Below are 25,175 nucleotides of genomic sequence, written 5' to 3' on the forward strand. Positions count from 1 at the left end.
ACCGTGAACCTTTTCCGGCACATGAACGACAGATGAACACGCTGATCACGAAGCCTTCACGCAGCGTTCACTAGGTTGCACCCTTAATAAGATGAAACCAAAACCCCATCTATCCGTTATAAGGCGCAGGAGAACACGCATATGCTGATCTACATGCTCGCCACCGCAATGACCGTCGCCATGCTGATCGCCACAGTATTCGGGCTGCATCAGGAGGCGCAACGCATCCGCGTCAGGGCAACAACCAAGCGCTTCGAGGGCTTCGGCCCCCGCAAGCCGTATCGTCACTACTAAGTCTATCTAGAACTTGCTGCCGCGCCGGCCAACAGGCCGGCGTTGCTATGTCCAAGCCTGCCCTGCCTACTCAGCACCCTCAGGGCCATCAGCCGCCGGATCGGCTTCGGCGCCGCCCTGAACGATCTCTTCGCTTTCCTCGTCCGACTGCGGCTCCGAGATCCGCTCGACCGAAACCACCTTCTCACCGTCGGCGGTATTGAAGATGGTCACGCCCTTGGTGGCGCGGCTTGCGAAGCGGATACCATTGACCGGCACCCGGATGACGGTACCGCCATCCGACACCAGCATAATCTGATCGTCATTGCCGACCGGGAAAGTCGCCACCAGCCGGCCGATCTCGGCCTTTTTCGACACGTCGGTGGCGCGGATGCCCTTGCCGCCGCGTCCAGTCAGGCGGAAATCATACGACGACGAGCGCTTGCCGTAGCCATATTCGGTCACCGTCAGCACATACTGCTCGTGTGCTTTGAGGAACTCGTAGCGTTCGTCGGAAAGCTCCGCCTCCTCGCCGACCTCTTCATTGGTCAGCGCTATTTCTTCCTCTTCGCCGGCGGCGATGCCCGCGGCAGCCCGCCGTTCGGCCGCCGCACGCTTGAGGTAGGCGGCGCGTTCGGCGGGCGGCGCATCGACACTCTCGATCACCGACATGGAGATGATGCGGTCGGTCTCGGCCATGGTGATGCCGCGCACGCCGACCGAATTGCGGCTCTGGAAGACGCGCACGTCGCCCACAGAGAAGCGGATGCACTGGCCGGAGCTGGCGGTCAAAAGCACGTCGTCATTGTCGGTGCAGGTCTCGACGCCGAGAATCTCGTCGCCCTCTTCCTCCAGCTTCATGGCGATCTTGCCGTTGCGGTTGACCTGGACGAAGTCGGAGAGCTTGTTGCGGCGAACGGTACCGCGCGTCGTGGCGAACATAACGTCGAGCTCGCCCCAGCTCGTCTCGTCCTCGGGCAGCGGCATGATGGTGGTGATGCGTTCGCCCTGCTCGAGCGGCAGCATGTTGATCAGCGCCTTGCCGCGTGACTGCGGATTGCCGATCGGCAGACGCCAGACCTTTTCCTTGTAGACGATGCCGCGCGAGGAGAAGAACAGCACCGGCGTGTGCGTATTGGCGACGAACAGCCTTGTGACGAAATCCTCTTCCTTGGTCGACATGCCGGAGCGGCCCTTGCCGCCGCGGCGCTGCGCCCGGTAGAGCGACAATGGCACGCGCTTGATGTAGCCGGAATGGCTCACCGTCACGACCATGTCCTCGCGCTGGATCAGGTCCTCGTCTTCCATGTCCGCGCCGCCGTCGGTGAGTTCGGTGCGGCGAGGCGTGCCGAACTCGTCGCGCACGGCGGCGAGCTCGTCCTTGACGATCTGCTGGACGCGCGCGCGCGACGACAAAATGTCCAGATAATCAACGATTTCGGCGCCGATCGTGTTCAATTCGTCGGCGATCTCGTCGCGGCCGAGCGCGGTCAGGCGCTGCAGGCGCAGTTCGAGGATGGCGCGCGCCTGTTCCTCGGACAGATTGTAGGTGCCGTCCTCATTGATGCGGTGGCGCGGATCGTCGATGAGGAGGATCAGCGATTCCACATCGCCCGACGGCCAGCGCCGCTCCATCAACTGCTCGCGCGCCGTCTGCGGGTCCGGCGCGGTGCGGATCAACTTGATGACCTCGTCGATATTGGCAACCGCGATGGCAAGGCCTACCAGCACGTGGGCGCGGTCGCGCGCTTTGCGCAGCAGGAATTTGGTCCGCCTTGTGATGACCTCTTCGCGGAAGGTGACGAACGCCTTCAGCATGTCGGTCAGGTTCATCACTTCCGGCTTGCCGCCATTCAGCGCCACCATATTGGCGCCGAACGAGGTCTGCAGCGGCGTGAAGCGGTAAAGCTGATTGAGAATGACGTCGGCGACGGCGTCGCGCTTCAGTTCGACGACGACTCGATAACCCTGACGGTCGCTTTCGTCGCGAATGTCGGAGATGCCTTCGATGCGCTTGTCGCGCACCAGCTCGGCCATCTTCTCGATCATCGAGGCCTTGTTCACCTGGTAGGGCACCTCGGTGATGATGATCGATTCCCGGTCGTTGCCGCGCTGTTCGATATTGACCTTGCCGCGCATGACGATAGAGCCGCGGCCGGTCGAATAGGCGCTGTAGATGCCGGAGCGGCCAAGCACGATGCCGCCGGTCGGGAAATCGGGGCCTGGAATGATCTCCATCAGCGCCGGAAGGTCGATCGCCGGATTGTCGATGACGGCAATGGCGCCGTTGCAGACTTCGCCGAGATTGTGTGGCGGAATGTTGGTGGCCATGCCGACGGCGATGCCGCCGGAGCCATTGACCAGCAGATTGGGAAAGCGCGCCGGCAGAACCTTCGGTTCCGTGTCCGAGGCATCATAGGTGTCCTGGAAATCGACGGTATCCTTGTCGATGTCCTCCAGAAGCTCATGCGCGACCTTGGTCAGCCGCGATTCGGTGTAGCGCATCGCCGCCGGCGGATCGCCGTCGATCGAGCCGAAATTACCCTGCCCGTCGATCAGCGGTACGCGCAGCGACCAGTCCTGCGCCATGCGCACCAAGGCGTCATAGATCGATGCGTCGCCATGCGGATGGTATTTACCCATCACGTCGGCGACCGGGCGCGCCGACTTCACATATTTGCGGTTCCAGTGGTAGCCGCTCTCATGCGCCGCATAGAGAATACGCCGATGCACGGGCTTCAGGCCGTCGCGCACATCGGGCAGCGCACGACTGACGATCACGCTCATGGCGTAAGAGAGATAGGAGCTCTGCATCTCCTCGATAATGGAGATCGGCTCGATGCCGGTGGGGCCGCCGTCGGCGCCGCGCGGTGTCTTTTGGTCGGTCAAATCGGATCACAATCTAATCAGGAATCACTGACCGCTTATATAGGAAGCGCGGCCGAAACTCCAATGTTCGCGGCACTTTTCCAGTGTCATTTTTGGTGGTAATTTCAAAAGGATACCGCAAATTGCGACGATATGGCCACAACGCTTTTCGCCGCCACCAAGGCAAAAGCCGGCAATGGACCAACTTCCCCAGGCAAAAGCCTCAAGCACCATGAACTGGCGCCAGTGGCTGCCTTTGCGCGCGCTGACCGGCTGGCAGCTCCGGGATTTGAATGGCGATCTGATCGCGGGTTTGACGCTGGCCGCGATCGCCATTCCAGAGCAGATGGCAACGGCCCGGCTCGGCGGCTTTGCTCCGGAGATCGGTTTCTTCGCCTTTGTGGCTGGTTCGGTGGCGTTTGCCCTGTTCGGCGCCAACCGTCACCTCTCGGCCGGCGCGGATTCGACCATCACGCCGCTGTTTGCCGGTAGCCTGGCGCTGCTCGCCACATCAGGCTCGCCGCATTACCTGGCGCTGGCGGCCATGCTGGCATTGATGGTCGGGCTGATCGTGGCCCTCAGCGGCGTCTTGCGCCTCGGCTGGATTGCCGATCTCCTGTCGGTGCCGGTCACGACGGGGTTTTTGGCCGGCATCGCCGTCCACATCATCGTTTCGCAGATGCCCGGGCTGCTCAGCCTGCCCGCCGAGAGTGGCGAAACCTTGCGGCGTGTCGGCCAGATCGCCGGCAGTCTTCATCTCACCAATCCCTGGAGCTTCGGCCTTGGCTTCGGCGTGTTTGCGATCGTGTTCTGTTCGGAACGGATCAGCGCTCGCATCCCCGGCGCCTTGATCGGCATGGTGCTCGCCACGCTTGCGGTCATCGTCTTCGATCTCAGGGATCGCGGCGTCGAGGTGCTTGGCGCCTTGCCCAACGGCCTGCCGCGCGCCCACCTGCCGGAAGCCGGCCTCGATGACGTTCAGGCGCTCGTTCCGCTGGCCTTGCTGATCGCCATTGTCGTCATGGTGCAGACGGCTGCCACCTCGCGTTCCTTCGCCTCGCAACAGGACGACGCACCCGACGTCAACCGCGATTTCATCGGCGTCGGCGCCGGCAGCATCGCGTCGGGCCTGTTCGGCGCCTTTGCCGTTAATGCCAGCCCGCCGCGCACGGCGATCGTTTCCCAGTCGGGCGGCCGCTCGCAACTGTCAGGCCTCATTGCCGCGGCCATCGTGCTTGCGCTCGGCGCCTTTGGCGGCGGGCTGCTCGCCAATGTTCCGCAGGCCGCGCTTGCAGGCGTCCTGATGTTTGTCGCCCAGCACATACTGCGCTGGAAGGTGTTCGCCAGTGTCTACCGGCAGGCGCCGGTCGAATTCGTGTTGATCCTGATCACCATGGCGGCGATCGTCGTGTTGCCGATCGAGGCCGGCGTGGCGGTCGGCATCGGCCTGTCGCTGCTGCACGGCATCTGGAGCGCAACCCGGACGCTGCCGATCGAGCTCGAACAGGTGCCTGGCACTTCCGTGTGGTGGCCGCCCAGCAAGCCCAATGCCGGCGAACAGATCCCGGGCGTGCTGGTCGCGGCCTTCCAGGCGCCGCTATCCTTCGTCAATGCCGATCGCTTCAAGCGTGGTGTTTGCGATCTCGTCGATGCCAGGAACGAAACCGTGAAACTGGTCGTGCTCGAGGCCAGCAACATCGTCGAAATCGACTACACCGCCGCGCAGGCGCTGATCGACACCATCGCGCATTCCCGCAAGGCGGGCGCGGTCTTTGCCATTGCACGACTGGAATCGCTGCGCGCCCAGGCGGCACTGGCGCGGTTCGGCATCGCCGAAATAGTCGGCACTCAGCGCATATTCCACAGTGTCGACGCAGCGATCAAATCACTTGGTCCGGGCAAACAGCCGCGGCAGGAACAGGATGGAGTGCCATGATCGACCCTCGAGAACCCATTGTCACGCCGGTTGCCGTCGCGGACCTTCGGCCGACGCAGATAACGGTCGGCATGAGAGAAGTTGCGTTGAAGCGCCAGATGATCCGGTCGCAGGACGCCAGGAAGAAGACCGGCGCTTTCCTCGGCAAGCACATGGTGCCGGTCGTATTGGGTCCTAAAAATCGCAACTACGTGACCGACCACCATCACCTCGCTCGCGCCCTGCTCGAGGAGGGGGTCAAGGACGTGCTTGTGACCGTGATCAGCGACCTGTCGGCGCTCGACAAGGACGCGTTTCTTTTCGTGCTCGACAACAGAGGCTGGATGCACCCCTTCGATGAGAACGGCCAGCGCCGCGATTACTCGGCAATTCCGAAGACAATCGGCGAGCTGATCGACGATCCTTACCGGAGCATGGCGGGCGAGTTGCGTCGGCAAGGCGGTTTCGCCAAGGACACGACGCCGTTCAGCGAATTCATCTGGGCGGATTTTCTGCGCCGGCGCATCGATCCGGAAGCCGTGGCGAAGAACTTCGACAAGGCGATGAAAGAGGCGTTGACGCTCGCCAAGGGCAAGGACGCGGACTATCTGCCGGGCTGGTGCGGGCCGACCACGGACTGACGCCGCCGGCGGCGGGCGAGCCTTTCAACGCCTGGACGCCTGCCCGGCGCGATATCTGCTTGGTGTCTGGCCCATGACGCGCCGAAACCGGCGGTTGAAGGTCGAGAGATCGTTGAAGCCGGCGTCGAAGGCGATCGCCGAGATCGCATCGTCCGACAGCCGCAGCCGTACTGCCGCACGGTGCAGCCGGGTCCTGATCAGGAATTGGTAGGGCGTCATGCCGGCGACCTGCCGGAAAATGCGCAGGAAATGATAGGGACTTGTCGCGGTTTCGTCCGCCAGTGCCGACAGCGAGACCGGCCCGTCGCCATCCAGTTCGATGCGCCGTACCGCTTCGGCCACCCGTTTCTGATCGCGGCGGCTCGGTCCGCGCCTGACAGGCGCCGCGTCGGAAGCCGTGGTCACGGCCGCAGCCGCAATGCGCAGGGACAATTCCTCGAAGGCGTCCCTGTCAGCCATGTCGCGCGCGGCTTCGGCCTCGGCCAGCAACGGCGCCAGGGCCGGCAAGGGCGGCAGCCGTGGCGCCTCGAAGGCGAGCGTCCTGGCCCCCGGCACGCCCGCGATGATCCGTTCCATGTAGCTCGGTCCGAAATGGAACGACAGGCAGCGGTCGCCACTGCCATGCTCATGCCCGCATTCATAGCATGTGCCGGGATTGCCGAGCAGGAGCGCGCCGGGCGCCAGCATCGCGGTGCCTTGTTGGGCGCGGTAGCGGAACGTGCCGCTTGTCACCGCCGCGACGCAGAAATCCTGATGGGCTTCCTCGAATGGCCGATCGCCGGCGCTTGCCGTGCAGGTCACATCCGCCACGTGCCAGCCGGGTCCGGATGCGAGAGTGCGGGTCGTCGCAGTCATGGCCGAAATATAGCAATTTTTCCCAAGCCCAGAACCCCGTCGGCGCCTACTCCTAACGGCCTCCTGACAGAAAGAGACCGCAACCATGTTCGCCCCCTTTGCCGAAGCCTTGCACAGCCCCGGACCGATCGGCGGACTTGCGGAAAAACTGAACCTTTACGGCCGCTTCGTCGGCGCCTGGACGTTCGATGCCTCACGCCACCTCGAGGATGGCACCGTGCTGACCGGCCGCGGCGAGGTGCATTTCGGCTGGGTGCTGGAAGGCCGCGCCATCCAGGACGTCTGGATACTGCCCGCCCGTGATGCCGGCCCCTCTCCTTCGCTCGGCAAGTGGACTTTTTATGGCACCACACTGCGCGTCTACGATCCCGGCGCGGATGCCTGGCACATCTTTTGGAGCGATCCGCGCAACCAGTATTTCAGCCGCCAGCTCGGCCGCGCCGAGGGCGATACGATCGTGCAAGTCGGCGCCGATGGCACGGGCTCCTCGGTGCGCTGGAGCTTTTCGCGGATCACCGAAAACTCCTTCCGCTGGCTCGGCGAGCGCTCGCAGGACGGCACGGACTGGCACCTCGAAGTCGAGTTCCTGGCGCAGCGAGAGAATAAAGCTCAATAGGTCTTCGAAAGGCGGTCGAAATGATAGGTGGCGATCCTTCGCGCCCCCCTCTGGCCTGCCGGCCATCTCCCCCACTTGGGGGGAGATTAGCAGCTTCGGCGACGGCGCCATTCCCACAAATTTTGGCGATTGGCGAAAGCGGCAATGACAGCCAATCTCCCCCCTTGTGGGGGAGATGTCCGGCAGGACAGAGGGGGGCACTGTCCCGCCAGCATAAAGGAGAACCGGGCATTCATGCCCCTGACTGTTTCCACCGGCCGGGCTTTGCTCTACCAATGCAGAGCGGGCTCGGCCCGGCGGGAGGGGTCAGCGATGCCGAGTTTCGACAGCCTGTTCAATGCCTTCGTCACCATTCTCGTGACCATCGACCCGCCCGGCCTGGCGCCGTTGTTCCTCGCCGTGACACGCGGCATGAACCGCGAGGAGCGACAGCAGGTCTCCGTGCGCGCCTCGGTCATCGGCTTCCTGGTGATGGCGCTGTTCGCGGTGGCCGGCGCCTCTATCCTGTCGGTGTTCGGCATCACCTTGCCGGCCTTCCGCGTCGCCGGCGGCTTTCTGCTGTTCTTCATCGCCTTCGAAATGGTGTTCGAGCGCCGTCAGGACCGCAAGGAGAAGATCGGCGACGTCGCCATCACCAAGGACATGATCCACAACATCGCCGCCTTCCCGCTGGCGATCCCGCTGATCGCCGGTCCCGGCGCGATTTCTGCGACGGTGCTGCTTTCCGGCTCGTTTCAGGGCTTTGCCGCGCAAGCGGCACTGGTCGGCATCATCTTCGTCTGCCTCGTCATCACCTATATGGTGTTCGTGCTCTCGGAACGCATCGACCGCATCCTCGGCCAGACCGGACGCTCGATTCTCACCCGCCTGCTCGGCGTCATCCTGGCCGCACTGGCTGTGCAGTTCGTCGCCGATGGCATCAAGGCATTGATGGCGGGGTAAACAGCACGCCTACTGCCCTACTGCCCTACTTCGCCGCCGTGTCGATCACTTCAAAATCATGCGTGATCGTGGCCGTCTTGGCCATCATAGCGCTGGCCGAGCAGTATTTGTCGATCGACAAGTTGATCGCCCGTTTAACCTTGTCGGTCGAAAGCGCCCTGCCCTTGACGATGAAATGCATGTGGATGCGCGTAAACACTTTCGGGTCAGTCTCTGCCCTGTCGGCATCGAGTTCGACGACGCAGTCCTCGACCGCTTCGCGGCCCTTCTCGAGAATGTGGACGACATCATAGGCCGAACAGCCGCCGGTGCCGATCAGCACCAGTTCCATCGGGCTCGGGCCTGGCGTCTTGCCCTCAGGGCCGGATGCCGTTCCCAGCACCAGCTTGTGGCCGCTGCCGGACTCGCCGACGAATGTGCGCTCTTCGACCCATTTTACCCGTGCCTTCACCGCCTTGTCCTTTCAATCCTTGATCGCACCTGCCGCCGGGCCAAATCAACAACGCAAAACCCCGAGAGTCCATGCAGGACTCTCGGGGCGTCTCGACCACGCGGCGTCAGCCGTTTGGTGTCAATTCGATCAGAACGGAATCTCGTCGTCCAGTTCACGCGACGAGCCGCCGCCGCCACCCCTGGGCGCGCCGCCGCCGCGGTTGAAGCTTTCATTCGGGCTGGACTGGCCGAAATCGGAACCGCGGCTGCTGCCGCCGCCGGAATAACCGCCGACCTGGCCGCCTTCACCCTGGCCACGTGCGTCGAGCATCTGCAACTCGCCGCGGAATTTCTGCAGCACGACCTCCGTCGTGTACTTGTCGGCCCCGGTCTGGTCCTGCCATTTGCGCGTCTGCAGTTGGCCCTCGACATAAACCTTCATGCCCTTCTTCAGGTACTGCTCGGCCACCTTGGCGATGCCCTCATTGAAGATGACGACATTGTGCCACTCGGTCTTCTCCTTGCGCTCGCCGGAATTCTTGTCGCGCCAGCTTTCCGACGTGGCGATGCGGATGTTGACGACCGGCTCGCCCGAATTCAGGCGGCGGATTTCCGGATCCGCGCCGAGATTGCCGACCAGAATGACCTTGTTGACGCTACCCGCCATGATATTTCTCCGCTCTTCCGAAACAAATTTTTGTCGCAGCACCTTACAGGCTGCGGACTTCAGCCGCCTGCCAAGGCTGGCTTTTCCCACAAGGTTTTTGTTCCCTTTTCGTTCCTATATGCACTGCCGCTGATTGTCAAGGAATGGCAGCAATGCCCGAGCCATCATATGGGTCTCAAAACAGCGCTTGCCAAATCAATAAGTATCGACTTATGCTTTCGCCATGATCGAAGCAGAGATTTTCCGCGCCCTGGCCGACCCGACGCGCCGCGCCGTCTTCGAGCGCCTCGCCACGGCTGAAATGAGCGTTTCGGAATTGCGCAGCGGCCTGACGGTATCGCAGCCGGCTGTGTCGCAGCATCTGGCGGTACTGCGTGGCGCCGGCCTGGTCGTCGAGCGGCGAGCGGGCCGCAACGCCTACTACCGCGCCGACCCTCAAGGGCTTGCCCCGCTGCTCTCCTGGATCGATCGCTACCGGACCTTCTGGCCGGAGCGCATCGAGAGGCTGAAGACGGTTTTGAAGGATATGGATCAATGAACGACGAAAAGCAGGCGCGAACCGCCAACGACGCCCTCGCCTTCGAATGCGATCTCCCGGATGCGCCGGAAAAGGTGTGGCGTGCGCTGACCGTGCCGGAGCTGTTGGCGGCGTGGATGATGCCGAACGATATCAAGCCGGAAAGCGGCAGCCGCTTCGCCTTTGCCGGACAGGGCGCGCCGATCGAGTGCGAAGTGCTCGATGCCGAACCCGGGCGTCTGCTTCGCTACTCCTGGCGCGAGCGGTCCGAGAGCGGCGAGGCCGATCGTCGGGAACTCGACAGTGTCGTCACCTTCACACTCTCCCGCACCGTTTCCGGCGGCACGCATCTGCGCATTGTCCATGACGGCTTTGCCGGGAAGGCGATACCTGCCGTCGCCATGGCGGGCACCGGCTGCCGGCTTTCGCTCGGGGTTCACGGGACCGGAAAGCCCGTCGCCGCGAACACACCGCGCTCTCTGCTGCGCGCCGCTTGAACACGAAATCGGAGACGAAAAATGAGCGGTATTGCCAGTCTGGTGCCGATGGTGATCGAGCAATCGAGCCGCGGCGAACGTGCCTTCGACATTTTCTCGCGGCTGCTGCGCGAGCGCATCGTCTTCATCAACGGCGAGATCAACGACGATGTCTCGGCGCTGGTCTGCGCGCAGCTCTTGTCGCTGGAATCAGACAATCCCGACAAGGAGATCTCGCTCTACATCAACTCGCCGGGCGGCGTGGTGACCAGCGGCTTCGCCATCTACGACACGATGCAATATGTCAGCTGCCCGGTATCAACCGTGTGCATGGGTTTTGCCGCCTCGATGGGTTCGTTCCTGCTGATGGCGGGCACGCCGGGGCGCCGCATCGCGCTGCCGAACGCCACCATCCTGCTGCATCAGCCGCTGGGCGGCTTCCAGGGCCAGGCATCCGACATCCAGCGCCACGCCGAGCGCATCGGCAAGACCAAACAGCGCATGGCTGAACTCTACGCCCAGCATTGCGGCCGCAGCTATGAGGAGGTCGAACGCACGCTCGACCGCGACCATTTCATGACCGCGAAGGAAGCGCAGGCATGGGGCATTGTCGACCACGTCTTCGACACCCGCAAAAAGGCTGCATGAACCGGGGCCACATCGCATCCTGCTCATTGTCGAAGATTTGACGACACCGGTCTGGTTCCGATGGCGGCTCGTCCCTATAATCGGGGAATGACCGATACTCATCTGTCCAGGACATCGCATCGTATTGTCGTCGCGGCGGCGCTCGTCGTCGCCGGCCTTGTGTCTGGCACGGCACTTGCCGAAGACACCTCATCATCGGCGCAGAAAAGTGCCCTGCCCGGCGTGACCGGTAACTACCGTATCGCCAAGCCGGCACCCCAGCCCGAACCCGACGACGCATTCCCCGGCAACGGCAACGGCACGTTCAAGATCGGCGATACGGATGTCAGGATTTCCGGCAGCATCACCGTGGACGTCGCCACGGGCGGGATGAAACCTCCCAGGTAGGGTCTGGCCAGACAAACGCGGCCTCGGGCAGAAACCCGCCGTGTTACCGATTCAAGCCATTCCCCAAAAAGAATAGCCCCGCCGTACCCTTGGGCAAACGGACGGGGCTTTTCTGGATCTCAAATCCATATTTTGCCGGGAGTGTACTGCCGGCGTTGGATTTCGGATGCTTCGCGGCGTCAGCCGACGATCCGACTAGGAGTCTCTGATTGTTGGGGGATACGGCAAGTCACGGTTTGTCGGGTGGCGCAAACGCTAAACCCTGGCACTTATGCCTGCCGCGGCTCCAACGAGACGTGGAGCCTTTGGGGACTATCCGGTGGCGTCATGCTCCGCTCCTGTGTCCGTTGCGACATGGTCGTCGCGAAGCGCAAATCGCAAATGCCTGCGGCGTCTCGCAGGCCGCCTTGGGGCGGCGAGGCCGTCGAAAGACGGCCGGCTTCGCTGACTTCTGGAGACTGCTCCCGTGAGACGGCCGCGTCAACCATCAATAGCCGGTTACCGAAAATTGTGATCGCAGGGAGGTTACGTGCCAGTCATTTTTCCGAAACAGCCATGCCAGTTTTCCGAAACAGCCATGCCGGCTTTTGCACAGCTTTGTCAGGAGCGTGTTCGGCCTTTGTTCTTTCCGCTTGCCCGTTCACGGGAAAGGCGGTTAAACGACTTCTGTCGGGAATTGTGGCGTCTCTCGACGTGGCGGCAAAAACACCTACATAGGGGATGGCCGGGAAAATCCCGCCAATCCCACGAATTCCAGATCTGAGGCGGCGACCGGCGATGGCCGACCATAAATTCCTTTCCATTCGCGGGGCGCGCGAACACAATCTGAAGAACGTCGATCTCGACCTGCCGCGTGACAGCCTGATCGTCATGACCGGCCTGTCCGGTTCCGGCAAATCGTCGCTTGCCTTCGACACCATCTACGCCGAAGGCCAGCGCCGCTATGTCGAGAGCCTGTCGGCCTATGCCAGGCAATTCCTCGAAATGATGCAGAAGCCCGACGTCGACCAGATCGACGGCCTGTCGCCCGCCATCTCCATCGAGCAGAAGACCACGTCGAAGAACCCGCGCTCGACGGTCGGCACCGTCACCGAGATCTACGACTATATGCGCCTTTTGTTCGCCCGTGTCGGCGTGCCCTATTCGCCGGCCACCGGCCTGCCGATCGAGAGCCAGACGGTCAGCCAGATGGTCGACCGGGTGCTGGCGCTGGAGGAAGGCACGCGCCTGTTCCTGCTGGCGCCGATCGTGCGCGGCCGCAAGGGCGAATACCGCAAGGAACTGCTGGAACTGCAGAAGAAGGGTTTTCAGCGCGTCAAGGTCGACGGCGTCTTCTATGAGATCGCGGACGTTCCGGCGCTGGACAAGAAGTACAAGCACGACATCGACGTCGTCGTCGACCGCATCGTCGTGCGCGGCGATCTTGCGACGCGTCTTGCCGACTCCATCGAAACCGCGCTGAAGCTCGCCGAGGGGCTGGCGGTGGCCGAGTTCGCAGACAAGCCGCTCGATGCCAGCCAGACCGGCGAGGATTCGGTCAACAAGTCGAAGAACGAGACGCATGAACGCATCCTGTTCTCGGAAAAATTCGCCTGCCCGGTATCCGGCTTCACCATTCCCGAGATCGAGCCGCGGCTGTTCTCGTTCAACAACCCGTTCGGCGCCTGCCCGACCTGCGACGGTCTCGGCAGTCAGCGAGCAATCGACCCCAACCTCGTCGTGCCCGACGAGAACGTGTCGCTACGCGAAGGCGCCGTCAGCCCGTGGGCGAAATCGACCTCGCCCTATTACGTGCAGACGCTCGAGGCGTTGGGCAAGGCCTACAATTTCAAGCTCGGCGACAAGTTCAAGGACCTTTCCGCCGCGGCCCAGGACGCGATCCTGCGCGGCACTGGCGAGCGCGAAGTCACCTTCCAGTACGATGACGGCCTGCGCTCCTACAAGACGACCAAGACCTTCGAAGGCGTCATCCCCAATCTCGAACGGCGCTGGAAGGAAACCGAATCCGCCTGGATGCGCGAGGAGATTGAGCGTTTCATGTCGGCGACGCCTTGCCCCGTCTGCAAGGGCTACCGGCTGAAGCCTGAGGCGCTGGCCGTGAAGATCGCCGGCAAGCACATTGGCGAGGTCACCGAGCAGTCGATCCGCAACGCCGACAAATGGTTCACCGACCTGCCGGCGCAGCTCAACGACAAGCAGAACGAGATTGCGGTGCGCGTGCTCAAGGAAATCCGCGAGCGCCTGCGCTTCCTCAACGATGTCGGGCTCGACTATCTGACGCTGTCGCGCAATTCCGGCACGCTGTCGGGCGGCGAGAGCCAGCGCATCCGGCTGGCCTCGCAGATCGGCTCCGGCCTCACCGGCGTGCTTTACGTGCTGGACGAGCCGTCGATCGGCCTTCACCAGCGAGACAACACCCGTCTGCTCGATACGCTCAAGCACCTGCGCGACATCGGTAATACGGTGATCGTCGTCGAGCATGACGAGGACGCCATCCTGCATGCCGACTATGTCGTCGACATGGGGCCGGCCGCCGGCATCCATGGCGGTGAGATCATCGCCCAGGGCACGCCGCAGCAGGTGATGGCCAATCCCAATTCGATCACCGGCAAGTACCTGTCGGGCGCGCTCGAAGTCGCGACCCCCGGTGTTCGGCGTGAGGCGAGAAAGAACCGCCGCCTGAAGATCGTCGGCGCGCGCGGCAACAATCTGAAGAACGTCACCGCCGAAATCCCGCTCGGCACCTTCACCGCCGTCACCGGCGTGTCGGGCGGCGGCAAGTCGACCTTCCTCATCGAGACACTGTTCAAGGCAGCCTCGCGCCGCATCATGGGTTCGCGCGAACATCCGGCCGAGCATGACCGCATCGAGGGCCTGGAATTCCTCGACAAGGTCATCGACATCGACCAGTCGCCCATCGGCCGCACGCCGCGGTCGAACCCCGCCACCTATACCGGCGCCTTCACGCCGATCCGCGACTGGTTCGCCGGCCTGCCCGAAGCCAAGGCGCGCGGCTATCAGCCGGGGCGTTTCTCGTTCAACGTCAAGGGTGGCCGCTGCGAAGCCTGCCAGGGCGACGGCGTCATCAAGATCGAGATGCATTTTCTGCCCGACGTCTACGTCACCTGCGACGTCTGCCACGGCAAGCGCTACAACAGAGAGACGCTTGATGTGCTGTTCAAAGGCAAGTCGATCGCCGACGTGCTCGACATGACGGTCGAGGAAGGCGTCGACTTCTTCGCCGCCGTGCCCGGCGTGCGCGACAAGCTCGACACGCTGAAGCAGGTCGGCCTCGGCTACATCCATATCGGCCAGCAGGCAACGACGCTTTCAGGTGGCGAGGCGCAGCGCATCAAACTCGCCAAGGAACTGTCGCGCAAGGCGACCGGCAAGACGCTCTACATTCTCGACGAGCCGACCACCGGCCTGCATTTCCACGATGTCGCCAAGCTGTTGGAAGTGCTGCACGAACTGGTTGACCAAGGCAACACGGTGGTGGTCATCGAGCACAATCTCGAAGTCATCAAGACCGCCGACTGGGTGCTCGACCTCGGCCCCGAAGGCGGCGACGGCGGCGGCGAACTGGTTGCCCAGGGCACGCCGGAAGCCATCGTGCGCGAAAAGCGCAGCTATACCGGCCAGTTCCTCAAGGAACTGCTGGAACGGCGCCCCGGAGGCAAGCGCGAAGCGGCCGAGTGATGACTGGAAATGGCCTCATCACGGTCCGGAGCCGGTTTGGCGTGACCGAAACCATCGACCGCCTGGCTGAGGCGGTCAAGCGCGCGGGGCTGCTTGTCTTTGCCCGCATCGATCACGCAGCCGGCGCGCGCGATGTCGGCGCATCGCTGCGGCCCACTGAATTGCTGATCTTCGGCAACCCGCGAGGTGGCACGCCTCTGATGCAGGACAGTCAGCTTGCCGGCATCGATTTGCCGGTGAAGGCGCTGGCCTGGGAGGACGAGCAAGGCAAGGTCTGGCTGTCCTACAACGACCCACACTGGATCGCCGAACGCCACGGCTTGGGCGACGCCAGCGGCGCTGCTGTAGCGGCGATGGCTGCGGGCATGGAAAAGGTGATCGCCGCCGCCGCTGGACTGGCTCAATGATGAGACTTGCCCGCTCCGACGATCTCGCGGCGATCGTCGCGCTGACGGAAGCGGCCTATGCCCCCTATAATGCCATACTCGACGCGCCGCCGATTCCGGTGACCGAGGACTATGCGCCACGCATCGCGCGCGGCGAGGTCTGGCTGCTGGAGGATGGCTCAGAATTCGCGGGGCTGATTGTCCTCGAACGGCATGAGGACCACGCGATGATCTTCAGCGTCGCCGTTTCGCCGGCCTTCCAGGGCAGGAAACTCGGCATCAGGCTGCTCGACTTTGCGAATGAGCAGGCGCGCCTATGGGACCTGCCAGAGATACGGCTTTACACCAACGCGAAAATGGAACGGAACATCGCGCTCTATCTCGCATACGGCTATCGCGAAACGGGTCGCCGGCCCAATCCTTACCGGCCAGGTTGGGTGCTCGTCGACATGGCGAAGCCGGTCAACGAAGCCAGCGCGGCCTGATCGCTTTTAGAAATCTGGGAGGACGACAATGACCGCATCAGGAACAATCCGCGCCGGCATGGGCGGCTGGACTTTCGAACCCTGGGATACATCCTTTTACCCAGACAAGCTGTCGAAGGCCAAGCAACTGCAATATGCCAGCCGGCAGGTGCCGAGCATCGAGGTCAATGGCACCTACTATTCCAGCTTCAAGGAACCGACTTTCGTCAAATGGGCCAACGAGGCGCCGGACGGTTTCGTCTATTCGCTGAAGGGCAACCGCTTCGTCACCAACCGCCGCGTGCTGGGCGAGGCCGGTGAATCGATGATGCGTTTTCTCGGCTCCGGTGTCGCCGCCCTCGGTGAAAAACTCGGGCCGATCCTGTGGCAGTTCGCGCCAACCAAGAAATTCGATCCCGACGATTTCGAAGCCTTTCTGAAACTGCTGCCGGAAAAGCAGGACGGTGTGGCGCTGCGCCACGCACTCGAAGTCCGCAACGACAGTTTCATCGTGCCGGAATTCGCCGCGCTCGCCCGCAAGTACAAGGCGGCGATCGTTTATGCCGACCACGCGAAATATCCTGATATCGCCGATGTCACCGGCGATTTCGTCTATGCAAGGCTGCAGACCGGCAGCGACGACAATCCTGATTGCTACACGCCAAAAGGCCTCGACGAATGGGCCGCGCGGGTAAAAACGTGGGCGGAGGGCAAGCAGCCGGCCGATTTGCGGCGCGCCGATCCCGCCGTCGACGCGACTGTGCAGCCCCGCGACGTGTTCGTCTACTTCATCACCGAGGGCAAGGTGCGCGCACCGTTCGGGGCGATGGCGCTGATGAAACGGGTAGCCGGCTGACGAGCATTCCCCTATGCCCGCAAGTGCATCATCCCTGCGTTTTGCGCATGGCAAACCGCCTATTCGTGGCATCTTCGCCACGATCGTAACCTTATCGACACTTCCTTGCTGCATGAATGCGACGACGCCAAGCCGCAGAGTTGGAGCCGCCGCCGGCAGGGAAAGAGGGGCATGTCGCTCGACTACACTTCACTTCTGCTGGCTGTCGGTTTCTCCGCGGCTTGCCTGAGCCTGACATTGTTCGGCATGTGGCTGACCGCCCGCTCGGAACGGTTCCTGCTGACCTGGGCGATCAGCCTGGTGTTCGTGGTCGGCGATATCTTTATCTATGACACCTATATCGATATGCCCGGGCGCCTGCTCGGCATCGCCACCCTTGCCCTGTTGCTGCTCGGTTTCTCGACAATGCTGGGTGCGGCCTACCAGTTCAGAACCGGCGGCTCGCCGCTGCCGCGGACACTGTGGGGCTGCGCCTCGCTGGTGGTGGCGCTGCCGGCCATGGCCCTCGGCTATGACGGCCTCGGCTTCATGTTCGAGAACCTGTTCGCCGCCCTGCTCCTGTTCGCGACGGCATTCGAATACTGGCGGGGTCGCAATGAGGCCCCCGCGCTGACAATCGGCATCACCGCGCTCTATTCGGCCACCGCCATTTCCTTCATGCTGTGCGCGGGGGTGCTGGCATGGGACGGCAAACTGGTACTCGGACACGCACCAAGCAACTGGGCGGAAGAACTCAGCCTCATTGTGGTCATCGCCAGCATGACGGGTATCGGCGCGCTTTCGCTTGCGCTCAACCAGGGGCGTCTGGCGAGGCACCACCGCCGCAATGCCCTGACCGATCCGTTGACCGGCCTGCTCAACCGGCGCGCGCTGTTCGACATGCATGGCCATCTTCCGGTCGGCGCCTTTACGGCGGTGGTCGTCTTCGACCTCGACAACTTCAAAGCCATCAATGATGAATTCGGCCATGCGGCGGGCGACGAGGTGCTGAAAGTGTTTGCGAGCGAACTCACCGGCAATCTTCGCCAGACCGACGTCGCCGCGCGCATGGGCGGCGAGGAATTCGCACTGGTGTTGAAGCGCACCCTGCCGGAGACGGTCGAGGAAGCAGCGGAACGTATCCGGACCGCGTTTGCCACGCGCCTGATAGAAACCGAAACCGGCTCTCTGACATGCACGGTCAGTGCCGGATTTGCGTTTGGCGGCAAAGAGGGGCTCAGTTTCGACAAGGTGCTCAGCGCCGCCGACAAGGCGCTCTACGACGCCAAGCGCGGCGGCCGCAACCGCGTCACCGCCTCGCCATTCCGACGCGCCGGCTGATCGCGCTCATCAATGTCCGGCCTGCGATTGCTGGACCGGCGAAATTGGCTCTATGCCGCCATGACGATCTCATTGAAGGTATCGAGATCGACATAGAAGACCTTGGTGATCTCCTCGATCAGATCGTCGTATTCGCAGCCCTGCGACCTCAAGATATTGATGGCTGTGATGATGTCGACGCGCTCGGTAAGCCGCCGCTTCTGGTGATCCTCGACATAACGTTCCATGGCTGTCCCTTAGCCTGTGTGCCCAAACGCGTTTGAACGACAGAAATCGCAGGAGGGAAGCTAGGAAGCCTTGCTTGCGTGGAACTTGCCCGACCGTCGCCGCGCCCTCGATCTGCGATAACCAGACTGATACGGAAGCGGCCGACTCACAAAAGCCAAGAAAAGACTAGCACGCGATATTGGGCGCGCCAGAGACACAGGTGACCCGATCGGAGAAATATTGGGCTTGCCAAGGACTTCGGATCCTCGACTGACGTCCGATACCGATTCTAGACCGTCAAAAATCTACGAACATCAGCCCGATCTAAATCTTGCGCCGGCCCAGAATGGACGATCTGGCCACGGTCCATGATGTTGACCTCGTCGGCGAGTTCGCGGCAGAAATCAAGATACTGCTCGACCAGCAGGACGGCGATGCCAGCCTGGTCGCGCAGATAACGAATGGCGCGGCCGATGTCCTTGATGATCGACGGCTGGATGCCTTCGGTGGGCTCGTCCAGGACCAGCAGCTTCGGCCGCATCACCAGCGCCCGGCCGATCGCCAGTTGCTGCTGCTGGCCGCCGGAAAGATCGCCGCCACGGCGGCCAAGCATCTGCTTCAGCACCGGAAACAGCTCGAAGACATGCGCCGGCACGTTGCGGTCGGCGCGCTTCAGGGGCGCAAAGCCCGATTCCAGGTTTTCGCGCACCGTGAGCAGGGGGAAGATCTCCCTGCCCTGCGGTACGAATGCGATGCCCGACCGGGCGCGGTCATACGCCGCGCTCCGGTCGAGCGCCTTCCCCTCGAAGGCAACGCTTCCGCTCGTCAGCCGGTGGTGGCCGACGATCGATCTCATCAAACTGGTCTTGCCGACGCCGTTGCGGCCGAGCACGCAAGTGATCTTGCCGGCGCCCGCCTTTAGCGAAACGCCGCGCAGCGCCTGGGCGGCGCCGTAATGGAGCGTGGCGTTGGAAACTTCGAGCATGTCAGCGCCTTCTCCAGAAGCGGAGGAAGGACAGATCGAAGCGATGGAATTGAACCCGCCAGACCATATTCATCTCCCCAGATAGACTTCGACGACGCGCTCGTCGGCCGACACGAAATCGAGCGTGCCTTCCGACAGCACCGAGCCCTCATGCAGGCACGTGACCTTGACGCCGAGTTCGCGCACGAAATGCATGTCGTGCTCGACGACAATGACCGAATGGTCGCGCGCAATGTCCTTGAGCAGCCGCGCTGTCTCCTCGGTCTCTGCATCGGTCATGCCGGCCACCGGCTCGTCGACCAGCAGCAATTTCGGGTCTTGCGCGAGCAGCATGCCGATTTCGAGCCACTGTTTTTGTCCGTGGCTGAGATTTGCCGCCAGGTCGTAACGCCTGCTGCCCAGCCGGATGATGCCGAGAATGTCATCGATCTGTCGGGCCTCGGCGACCGAACGGCGGTGGAACAGCGCCGGGAAGATCGAGCGCGGCCCCTTCAGCGCCAACATCAGATTCTCTTCGATCGTGTGGCTTTCGAAGACCGTCGGCTTCTGGAACTTGCGGCCGATGCCCATCATGGCGATCTCGGCCTCGTCATGCCTGGTCAGATCGATCTCTCCGTCGAAGAACACTTCGCCCTCGTCGGGCCGTGTCTTGCCGGTGACGATGTCCATCATCGTCGTCTTGCCGGCGCCGTTGGGGCCGATGATGGCGCGCATCTCGCCCTTGTCGAGCACCAGCGACAGACTGTTGATCGCGCGAAAGCCGTCGAAGGAGACCGAGACGCCGTCGAGATACAGGATGGTGTTCGATTTGCTCATGGTCGCCTACTCCGCCGCCTGCGGCTTAGTGGCCGACCAGGACCATTCGCCTGGATTTCTCGCCGGCGAGCGAGTGGGCTCCGACGTCGCCTCCGCCACTCCAACCTTGGTGCCGGCTTCTTCAGCGACGGAGGCCGCGCGCAGCGCCTTGGCATTGCCGCGCCACGAATCCCACATGCCGATGATGCCTTTCGGCAAGAGCAGAGTGACGGCGACGAACAGCCCGCCGAGCGCGAACAGCCACAATTCCGGCAGCACGCCGGTGAACCAGGATTTGCCGGCATTGACGAGCAGAGCGCCGATGATCGGCCCGACAATGGTGCCGCGGCCGCCGACCGCCGCCCAGATCACCACCTCGATCGAATTGGACGGTTCGAATTCGCCAGGATTGATGATGCCGACCTGCGGCACGTAGAGCGCGCCGGCGATGCCAGCCATGACCGCCGACACGGTGAAGGCGAACAGCTTCACGTTCTCGGCCCGCCAGCCGAGGAAGCGCGTGCGGCTCTCGGCATCGCGCACCGCCATCAAGAGCTTGCCGTATTTGGAGCCGACGATCGCCCAGGTGACGAACACGGCGAATGCCAGCATCACAGCGCTGGCCGCGAACAATGCCGAGCGGGTCGCGTCGGCCTGCACGTTGAAGCCCAGAATATCCTTGAAATCGGTCAGGCCGTTGTTGCCGCCGAAACCCATGTCATTGCGGAAGAAGGCGAGCAGCAGCGCGTAGGTCATCGCCTGGGTGATGATCGAGAGATAGACGCCGGTGACACGGCTGCGGAAGGCGAACCAGCCGAAGATGAAAGCCAGCAGGCCGGGTACCGCCAGCACCATGATCGCGGCGAACCAGAAATGGTCGAAGCCGGTCCAGAACCATGGCAATTCCTTGTAGTTCAGGAACACCATGAAATCAGGCAGGATCGGGTTGCCATAGACGCCGCGCGAGCCGATCTGGCGCATCAGATACATGCCCATCGCATAGCCGCCGAGCGCGAAGAAGGCGCTGTGGCCGAGCGAGAGGATGCCGCAATAACCCCAGACAAGATCGAGCGCGAGCGCGAGCAGCGCATAGCAGAGATATTTGCCGGTCAGCGCCACGATATAGGACGGGATGTAGAAGGCGCTGGTCGGCGCGACAGCCAGGTTGAGCACGGGCACGACGATGGCCACCGCCAGCAGGATGAAGATGGTGATGGCGATGCGGCGGTCGGCGCCGGCGGCGAAGAAGCGTCCCGTGATCATGCTTCCACCGCCCTGCCCTTGAGCGCGAACAGGCCGCGCGGACGCTTCTGGATGAACAGGATGATCAAGACGAGAACAACAATCTTGCCGAGCACGGCGCCGGCGTAAGGCTCGAGGACCTTGTTGACGATGCCGAGCGAAAAGGCGCCGACCAGCGTGCCCCAGAGATTGCCGACACCGCCGAAGACCACGACCATGAAGCTGTCGATGATGTAGCCACGGCCGAGATTGGGCGAGACGTTGTCGATCTGGCTGAGCGCGACACCGGCAATGCCGGCAATGCCTGAGCCCAGCGCGAAGGTCAGCGCATCGACCCACGGCGTCCTGATGCCCATCGAGGCGGCCATGCGCCGGTTGGCGGTGACGGCGCGCATCTGCAGGCCCCAGGGCGTCCGCTTCATGACGTAGAGCAGCACGCCGAAGACGGTGAGCGCGAAGACCAGGATCCAGAGCCGGTTCCAGGTGATGGCCAGTTGTCCGACATCGAACGAACCAGACATCCAGGACGGATTGCCGACCTCCTGGTTGGTGGGTCCAAAGATCGAGCGCACAGCCTGCTGCAGGATCAGCGAGACGCCCCATGTCGCCAGCAGCGTTTCCAGCGGCCGGCCATAGAGGAAGCGGATAACGCCGCGTTCGATGACCAGGCCGACAAATGCTGCGACCAAGAAAGCGAGCGGCAGGGCAATGACCAGCGACCAGTCGAACAGGCCGGGAAACGATGTGCGGATCACTTGCTGGACGACGAACGTCGTATAGGCGCCAAGCATGACCATCTCGCCATGCGCCATGTTGATGACGCCCATGACGCCGAAGGTGATGGCAAGCCCGATCGCGGCGAGCAGCAGCACCGAGCCCAGTGAAATGCCGTACCAGATGTTCTGGCCCGCATCCCAGAGAGCCAGCGTCGAATTGATGTTGGCGATCGCGGCCGAGGCCGCTTCCTTGACTGCCCCAGAGGCGTTGGCCTCGACGGAGGTGAGCAGCGAAACCGCGCTGCGGTCGCCACGCGCACCTATCAGCGCGATTGCAGCGAGCTTGTCTGCATCGGGGTTGTCTGAAACCAGTATGGAAGCGGCACGCGCCTGCTCCAGCAAAGACTTGACGCTCGCCACGCTCTCACTGGCGATCGCTGCATCGAGCGGCCCGATATTGGCGGCGTCCGGCGTCTTGAACATGGTGTCGGCGGCGGCGATGCGGACAGTCGGATCCTTGGAACCAAGCGTCAACGTGCCCAATGCATCGCGAATGGCGCGGCGCAACGTGTTGTTGACGCTGATCTTGCTTATGTCGTCCTCGGAGGCCTCGCCCGCAGCCTCGCCGCTCAGCGGATCGAATAGCTGGACGTTTTCGTCGCCTTCCTTGCCGACAAATACCATCGAGTCGGCCGTGCGAACGTAAAGATTGCCGTCCGCCAATGCAGCAAGCGGCCGCTCGACAGATGGATCGCCTGTCGCAGTCAACTCCTGAACGACAGCTCCGGTCTCGGAGAAATCCGTTACTGTCGCGAATTTGGCGATAATGGCACGCAGATCGGCTTCCGCGGCGCCCGAAGACGACAGCGTCGTCATCAGGAACAACAGCGTCAGGCCCATCGCATGGAAGATATTCATCGGTTTTTGGCGACCCTTGAAGGTTGAAGTCGGCGTCCGGACGGCGGAGGAAACCGTCCGGACGCACGCGGTCTTGGGCATGGACCCGAAGGTCCAGCCCGGGGAGGATCAGTTCGTGCCCTTGCCGCCGCACTTGCCGGTTTTGACGTTGAAGTTGCCGCAGCTGAGCGGCGCGCGCCAATCGGAAATGAGGTCCTTGGAGTCGGGCAGGTAGTCGGACCATTCGTCGCCCATCACCAGGCCCGGCGTCTTCGAAACCGTTTGGAACTGGCCATTGGCCTGGATTTCACCGATCAGCACCGGCTTGGTGATGTGGTGGTTCGGCATCATCGTCGAGTAACCGCCGGTCAGGTTCGGTACCGAAACGCCGATCATGGCGTCGATGACCTTGTCCGGATCGGTGGTGCCGGCCTTCTCGACCGCCTTTATCCACATGTTGAAGCCGATGTAATGGGCTTCCATCGGGTCGTTGGTGGTGCGCTTGTTGTTCTTGATGAACTTGTGCCAGTCGGCGATGAACTTCTTGTTCTCGGGCGTGTTGACGCTCTCGAAATAGTTCCAGGCGGCGAGATGGCCGACCAGCGGCTTGGTGTCGAGACCGGCAAGCTCTTCCTCGCCAACCGAGAAGGCCATGACCGGGATGTCCTCGGCCTTGATGCCCTGGTTGCCGAGTTCCTTGTAGAACGGCACGTTGGCGTCGCCGTTGACGGTCGAGACGACGGCGGTCTTCTTGCCAGTCGAGCCGAACTTCTTGATCGCCGAGACTTCGGTCTGCCAATCGGAGAAGCCGAACGGCGTGTAGTTGGTCATGATGTCTTCGGCCGCGACGCCCTTGGACTTCAGATAGGCTTCGAGTATCTTGTTGGTGGTGCGCGGATAGACGTAGTCGGTGCCTTCGAGCACCCAACGCTTCACCGAGCCGCCATCCTTGCTCATCAGGTAGTCGACAGCCGGGATGGCCTGCTGGTTCGGAGCCGCACCGGTATAGAACACGTTGCGTTCGCTCTCCTCGCCCTCGTACTGGACGGGATAGAACAGGATGTTGTCGAGCTCGGAAAACACCGGCAGCACCGATTTGCGCGACACCGATGTCCAGCAGCCGAACACCGCCGCGACCTTGTCCTTGGAGATCAGCTCGCGTGCCTTTTCGGCGAAGAGCGGCCAATTGGAAGCCGGATCGACGACGACAGCCTCGAGCTTCTTGCCGAGCAGTCCGCCCTTGGCATTCTGTTGCTCGATGAGCATCAGCATGGCGTCCTTCAGCGTCGTCTCCGAAATCGCCATGGTCCCCGACAGCGAATGGAGAATGCCGACCTTGATCGTATCCTCGGCCGCCTTGGCGGGAGCCGACATCATTAGACCCGCGGCCACGACGCTTGCCGAAAACATTTTTGTTATTGTCGCGAAATTACCCCTCATACGGAAGACTCCCAAGCTGGTTGATTGCACCGCAACAATGCAATGCAACCCCCATGCCAACCGCTGCAGAGCCTCTGAAAGGCTTTAAATAGGCAAGCGATATCAGCCGGTTATTGCATTAAATCAAACAAACGAAAGAGAGCCGGTTAAAAATTGGTTGAGGGAATTTTGCGCAGCATACAAGGCATCTGCCTAATTTTCGCCCAATTTCACCAACTGCCTAGATTTTGACCTTAATGCGAGGGTCGCGGACGACAAATGTTGCCGCGCAGCGCAAAAATAGGGCAAGCTCGCGCCTCAACCGAGCGACGTCATGGCATCCCTGATTTCACGTATCTCTGTCGGCATGGTGTTTCTGGCGGCAACGACCGGGGCCGCACGGGCCGACTTCAGCGACGGCAAGATGCCAGACGGCACCTATCACTGCGAAGTCTATCTCCTCGGCATGTTCATCAACCTCGGCGACATCACCATCAAGGGCAATGTCTACACCGGCCCCACCACCTTCGGCACCGTGCAACAGGCCTACAACTACCAGATGGACGCCAACGGCGTGATCTCGTGGCTGGGGCCGCTCGGTGGCTACACCACCGGCGGCAACGCGCTGTCGATGACCCAGGCAACGCTGGACGGCCAGAGCCCGCCCTCCTTCGACATAGTCATGAAGCAGCCCGACGGCGCCTTCATCGCCTCGACCTGCACCAGGGGCTGAACAGTCAACAAGGCCCTCCACTGCAGGGCCGCCTCGGTCCCGCTGCACGAACACACGAACAGAAGATCCTTGAACGGCTCGCCGGCCCAGTCCGCGACCGGAAATCAGCAACTGGCCGTTGTCGAAACGCGAACTGTCGATCTCGAAGCCGGTCAGGGGGCTGTGGACTTCATGTTTCCTTAATTCCATTCCGGCGATGTATTTGACGTCCGCAAGCTT

At 62.4% G+C, this 25,175-nt stretch carries 25 protein-coding genes; 15 read left to right on the forward strand and 10 right to left on the reverse strand.

Annotated features, from left to right (window positions below):
- The first annotated feature begins 141 nt into the window (after nucleotides 1–141).
- Nucleotides 142–294, forward strand: coding sequence for a hypothetical protein (locus A3AU_RS1000000139730; protein ID WP_081293956.1), 153 nt, complete (start codon nucleotides 142–144; stop codon nucleotides 292–294).
- A 66-nt stretch (nucleotides 295–360) separates the two neighbouring features.
- Here the strand turns inward: A3AU_RS1000000139730 and gyrA are convergent, their stop codons facing one another.
- Nucleotides 361–3,162: a DNA gyrase subunit A gene (gene gyrA, locus A3AU_RS0105815; RefSeq protein WP_027051949.1), complete on the reverse strand. Its 2,802-nt coding sequence runs from the start codon at nucleotides 3,160–3,162 to the stop codon at nucleotides 361–363.
- A gap of 211 nt (nucleotides 3,163–3,373) precedes the next feature.
- Between gyrA and A3AU_RS01000000134960 the strand changes: the two genes are divergently transcribed.
- Together A3AU_RS01000000134960 and A3AU_RS0105825 are read left to right on the forward strand one after the other, a co-directional pair.
- Complete coding sequence (locus A3AU_RS01000000134960; RefSeq protein WP_032916937.1) at nucleotides 3,374–5,077, forward strand: SulP family inorganic anion transporter; 1,704 nt, start codon at nucleotides 3,374–3,376, stop codon at nucleotides 5,075–5,077.
- Complete coding sequence (locus A3AU_RS0105825) at nucleotides 5,074–5,697, forward strand: ParB-like protein (protein WP_027051950.1); 624 nt, start codon at nucleotides 5,074–5,076, stop codon at nucleotides 5,695–5,697. The genes A3AU_RS01000000134960 and A3AU_RS0105825 overlap by 4 nt, the downstream gene beginning before the upstream one ends.
- 24 nt (nucleotides 5,698–5,721) lie before the next feature.
- On the opposite strand, the gene A3AU_RS0105830 is transcribed toward A3AU_RS0105825, so the two are convergent.
- Nucleotides 5,722–6,552, reverse strand: coding sequence for a helix-turn-helix transcriptional regulator (locus tag A3AU_RS0105830; RefSeq protein ID WP_027051951.1), 831 nt, complete (start codon nucleotides 6,550–6,552; stop codon nucleotides 5,722–5,724).
- Nucleotides 6,553–6,637: 85 nt separating this feature from the next.
- On the opposite strand from A3AU_RS0105830, the gene A3AU_RS0105835 reads away from it, so the two are divergent.
- Nucleotides 6,638–7,168: a hypothetical protein gene (locus tag A3AU_RS0105835; RefSeq protein WP_027051952.1), complete on the forward strand. Its 531-nt coding sequence runs from the start codon at nucleotides 6,638–6,640 to the stop codon at nucleotides 7,166–7,168.
- Between the two features lie 312 nt (nucleotides 7,169–7,480).
- Nucleotides 7,481–8,110: a MarC family protein gene (locus tag A3AU_RS0105840; RefSeq protein ID WP_027051953.1), complete on the forward strand. Its 630-nt coding sequence runs from the start codon at nucleotides 7,481–7,483 to the stop codon at nucleotides 8,108–8,110.
- Nucleotides 8,111–8,135: 25 nt separating this feature from the next.
- Here A3AU_RS0105840 and A3AU_RS0105845 read toward each other — a convergent pair whose 3' ends face one another.
- Nucleotides 8,136–8,561 carry an OsmC family protein gene (locus A3AU_RS0105845; RefSeq protein WP_027051954.1) on the reverse strand — a complete coding sequence of 142 codons (426 nt, stop codon included), beginning with the start codon at nucleotides 8,559–8,561 and terminating at the stop codon, nucleotides 8,136–8,138.
- A gap of 129 nt (nucleotides 8,562–8,690) precedes the next feature.
- On the reverse strand, nucleotides 8,691–9,209 hold the full coding sequence (locus A3AU_RS0105850) for a single-stranded DNA-binding protein (RefSeq protein ID WP_027051955.1): 519 nt from the start codon (nucleotides 9,207–9,209) through the stop codon (nucleotides 8,691–8,693).
- A gap of 223 nt (nucleotides 9,210–9,432) precedes the next feature.
- On the opposite strand from A3AU_RS0105850, the gene A3AU_RS0105855 reads away from it, so the two are divergent.
- The 9 genes from A3AU_RS0105855 to A3AU_RS0105895 all read left to right on the forward strand — a co-directional run bounded on the left by A3AU_RS0105855 (nucleotide 9,433) and on the right by A3AU_RS0105895 (nucleotide 17,962).
- Nucleotides 9,433–9,747, forward strand: coding sequence for an ArsR/SmtB family transcription factor (locus A3AU_RS0105855; RefSeq protein ID WP_027051956.1), 315 nt, complete (start codon nucleotides 9,433–9,435; stop codon nucleotides 9,745–9,747).
- Nucleotides 9,744–10,223 (forward strand): SRPBCC family protein, encoded by a 480-nt coding sequence (locus A3AU_RS0105860; RefSeq protein WP_027051957.1) that lies wholly within the window; start codon nucleotides 9,744–9,746, stop codon nucleotides 10,221–10,223. The genes A3AU_RS0105855 and A3AU_RS0105860 overlap by 4 nt, the downstream gene beginning before the upstream one ends.
- Nucleotides 10,224–10,244: 21 nt before the next feature.
- On the forward strand, nucleotides 10,245–10,850 hold the full coding sequence (locus tag A3AU_RS0105865; protein WP_027051958.1) for an ATP-dependent Clp protease proteolytic subunit: 606 nt from the start codon (nucleotides 10,245–10,247) through the stop codon (nucleotides 10,848–10,850).
- Between the two features lie 87 nt (nucleotides 10,851–10,937).
- Nucleotides 10,938–11,237, forward strand: coding sequence for a hypothetical protein (locus tag A3AU_RS0105870; RefSeq protein ID WP_051355286.1), 300 nt, complete (start codon nucleotides 10,938–10,940; stop codon nucleotides 11,235–11,237).
- Between the two features lie 777 nt (nucleotides 11,238–12,014).
- Nucleotides 12,015–14,936: an excinuclease ABC subunit UvrA gene (gene uvrA / locus A3AU_RS0105875; RefSeq protein ID WP_027051960.1), complete on the forward strand. Its 2,922-nt coding sequence runs from the start codon at nucleotides 12,015–12,017 to the stop codon at nucleotides 14,934–14,936.
- Between the two features lie 41 nt (nucleotides 14,937–14,977).
- Nucleotides 14,978–15,343, forward strand: coding sequence for a DUF302 domain-containing protein (locus tag A3AU_RS0105880; protein ID WP_335334237.1), 366 nt, complete (start codon nucleotides 14,978–14,980; stop codon nucleotides 15,341–15,343).
- Entirely contained in the window at nucleotides 15,343–15,807 is a 465-nt protein-coding gene (locus A3AU_RS0105885) for a GNAT family N-acetyltransferase (RefSeq protein ID WP_027051962.1), read from the forward strand. Before A3AU_RS0105880 ends, A3AU_RS0105885 begins: the two co-directional genes overlap by 1 nt.
- 28 nt (nucleotides 15,808–15,835) lie before the next feature.
- A complete protein-coding gene (locus tag A3AU_RS0105890) occupies nucleotides 15,836–16,642 on the forward strand; it encodes a DUF72 domain-containing protein (RefSeq protein ID WP_027051963.1) in 807 nt (268 codons plus the stop codon).
- Between the two features lie 171 nt (nucleotides 16,643–16,813).
- Nucleotides 16,814–17,962: a GGDEF domain-containing protein gene (locus A3AU_RS0105895; RefSeq protein ID WP_027051964.1), complete on the forward strand. Its 1,149-nt coding sequence runs from the start codon at nucleotides 16,814–16,816 to the stop codon at nucleotides 17,960–17,962.
- 50 nt (nucleotides 17,963–18,012) lie between these two features.
- On the opposite strand, the gene A3AU_RS1000000139735 is transcribed toward A3AU_RS0105895, so the two are convergent.
- From A3AU_RS1000000139735 to urtA, 6 genes are all read right to left on the reverse strand, one after another.
- Nucleotides 18,013–18,189 carry a hypothetical protein gene (locus A3AU_RS1000000139735; RefSeq protein ID WP_081293955.1) on the reverse strand — a complete coding sequence of 59 codons (177 nt, stop codon included), beginning with the start codon at nucleotides 18,187–18,189 and terminating at the stop codon, nucleotides 18,013–18,015.
- Between the two features lie 269 nt (nucleotides 18,190–18,458).
- Complete coding sequence (gene urtE / locus A3AU_RS0105905; protein WP_027051965.1) at nucleotides 18,459–19,154, reverse strand: urea ABC transporter ATP-binding subunit UrtE; 696 nt, start codon at nucleotides 19,152–19,154, stop codon at nucleotides 18,459–18,461.
- A 69-nt stretch (nucleotides 19,155–19,223) separates the two neighbouring features.
- Nucleotides 19,224–19,970, reverse strand: a complete 747-nt coding sequence (gene urtD, locus A3AU_RS0105910) for an urea ABC transporter ATP-binding protein UrtD (protein ID WP_027051966.1) — start codon at nucleotides 19,968–19,970, stop codon at nucleotides 19,224–19,226.
- Between the two features lie 6 nt (nucleotides 19,971–19,976).
- Nucleotides 19,977–21,212: an urea ABC transporter permease subunit UrtC gene (gene urtC, locus A3AU_RS0105915; RefSeq protein WP_027051967.1), complete on the reverse strand. Its 1,236-nt coding sequence runs from the start codon at nucleotides 21,210–21,212 to the stop codon at nucleotides 19,977–19,979.
- The gene (urtB, locus tag A3AU_RS0105920; protein WP_027051968.1) at nucleotides 21,209–22,825 is read right to left on the reverse strand and encodes an urea ABC transporter permease subunit UrtB; all 1,617 of its coding nucleotides are present in this window, start codon (nucleotides 22,823–22,825) and stop codon (nucleotides 21,209–21,211) included. The genes urtC and urtB overlap by 4 nt, the downstream gene beginning before the upstream one ends.
- A gap of 108 nt (nucleotides 22,826–22,933) precedes the next feature.
- On the reverse strand, nucleotides 22,934–24,244 hold the full coding sequence (urtA, locus tag A3AU_RS0105925; protein ID WP_027051969.1) for an urea ABC transporter substrate-binding protein: 1,311 nt from the start codon (nucleotides 24,242–24,244) through the stop codon (nucleotides 22,934–22,936).
- 313 nt (nucleotides 24,245–24,557) lie between these two features.
- Between urtA and A3AU_RS0105930 the strand changes: the two genes are divergently transcribed.
- Nucleotides 24,558–24,956 carry a hypothetical protein gene (locus A3AU_RS0105930; protein WP_027051970.1) on the forward strand — a complete coding sequence of 133 codons (399 nt, stop codon included), beginning with the start codon at nucleotides 24,558–24,560 and terminating at the stop codon, nucleotides 24,954–24,956.
- Nucleotides 24,957–25,175 lie beyond the last annotated feature (219 nt).

Origin of the sequence: Mesorhizobium erdmanii USDA 3471 (assembly GCF_000472705.1) — a bacterium.
In the GTDB taxonomy this organism is placed as follows: domain Bacteria; phylum Pseudomonadota; class Alphaproteobacteria; order Rhizobiales; family Rhizobiaceae; genus Mesorhizobium; species Mesorhizobium erdmanii.

Bases quoted from the DNA above. Each gene is read 5' to 3' on its own strand.
- A3AU_RS1000000139730 (WP_081293956.1), top strand. From the start codon at position 142: ATGCTGATCTACATGCTCGCCACCGCAATGACCGTCGCCATGCTGATC.
- A3AU_RS01000000134960 (WP_032916937.1), top strand. From the start codon at position 3,374: ATGAACTGGCGCCAGTGGCTGCCTTTGCGCGCGCTGACCGGCTGGCAG.
- A3AU_RS0105825 (WP_027051950.1), top strand. From the start codon at position 5,074: ATGATCGACCCTCGAGAACCCATTGTCACGCCGGTTGCCGTCGCGGAC.
- A3AU_RS0105830 (WP_027051951.1), bottom strand. From the start codon at position 6,552: ATGACTGCGACGACCCGCACTCTCGCATCCGGACCCGGCTGGCACGTG.
- A3AU_RS0105835 (WP_027051952.1), top strand. From the start codon at position 6,638: ATGTTCGCCCCCTTTGCCGAAGCCTTGCACAGCCCCGGACCGATCGGC.
- A3AU_RS0105840 (WP_027051953.1), top strand. From the start codon at position 7,481: ATGCCGAGTTTCGACAGCCTGTTCAATGCCTTCGTCACCATTCTCGTG.
- A3AU_RS0105850 (WP_027051955.1), bottom strand. From the start codon at position 9,209: ATGGCGGGTAGCGTCAACAAGGTCATTCTGGTCGGCAATCTCGGCGCG.
- A3AU_RS0105855 (WP_027051956.1), top strand. From the start codon at position 9,433: ATGATCGAAGCAGAGATTTTCCGCGCCCTGGCCGACCCGACGCGCCGC.
- A3AU_RS0105860 (WP_027051957.1), top strand. From the start codon at position 9,744: ATGAACGACGAAAAGCAGGCGCGAACCGCCAACGACGCCCTCGCCTTC.
- A3AU_RS0105865 (WP_027051958.1), top strand. From the start codon at position 10,245: ATGAGCGGTATTGCCAGTCTGGTGCCGATGGTGATCGAGCAATCGAGC.
- A3AU_RS0105870 (WP_051355286.1), top strand. From the start codon at position 10,938: ATGACCGATACTCATCTGTCCAGGACATCGCATCGTATTGTCGTCGCG.
- uvrA (WP_027051960.1), top strand. From the start codon at position 12,015: ATGGCCGACCATAAATTCCTTTCCATTCGCGGGGCGCGCGAACACAAT.
- A3AU_RS0105885 (WP_027051962.1), top strand. From the start codon at position 15,343: ATGAGACTTGCCCGCTCCGACGATCTCGCGGCGATCGTCGCGCTGACG.
- A3AU_RS0105890 (WP_027051963.1), top strand. From the start codon at position 15,836: ATGACCGCATCAGGAACAATCCGCGCCGGCATGGGCGGCTGGACTTTC.
- A3AU_RS0105895 (WP_027051964.1), top strand. From the start codon at position 16,814: ATGTCGCTCGACTACACTTCACTTCTGCTGGCTGTCGGTTTCTCCGCG.
- A3AU_RS1000000139735 (WP_081293955.1), bottom strand. From the start codon at position 18,189: ATGGAACGTTATGTCGAGGATCACCAGAAGCGGCGGCTTACCGAGCGC.
- urtE (WP_027051965.1), bottom strand. From the start codon at position 19,154: ATGCTCGAAGTTTCCAACGCCACGCTCCATTACGGCGCCGCCCAGGCG.
- urtD (WP_027051966.1), bottom strand. From the start codon at position 19,970: ATGAGCAAATCGAACACCATCCTGTATCTCGACGGCGTCTCGGTCTCC.
- urtC (WP_027051967.1), bottom strand. From the start codon at position 21,212: ATGATCACGGGACGCTTCTTCGCCGCCGGCGCCGACCGCCGCATCGCC.
- urtB (WP_027051968.1), bottom strand. From the start codon at position 22,825: ATGAATATCTTCCATGCGATGGGCCTGACGCTGTTGTTCCTGATGACG.
- urtA (WP_027051969.1), bottom strand. From the start codon at position 24,244: ATGAGGGGTAATTTCGCGACAATAACAAAAATGTTTTCGGCAAGCGTC.
- A3AU_RS0105930 (WP_027051970.1), top strand. From the start codon at position 24,558: ATGGCATCCCTGATTTCACGTATCTCTGTCGGCATGGTGTTTCTGGCG.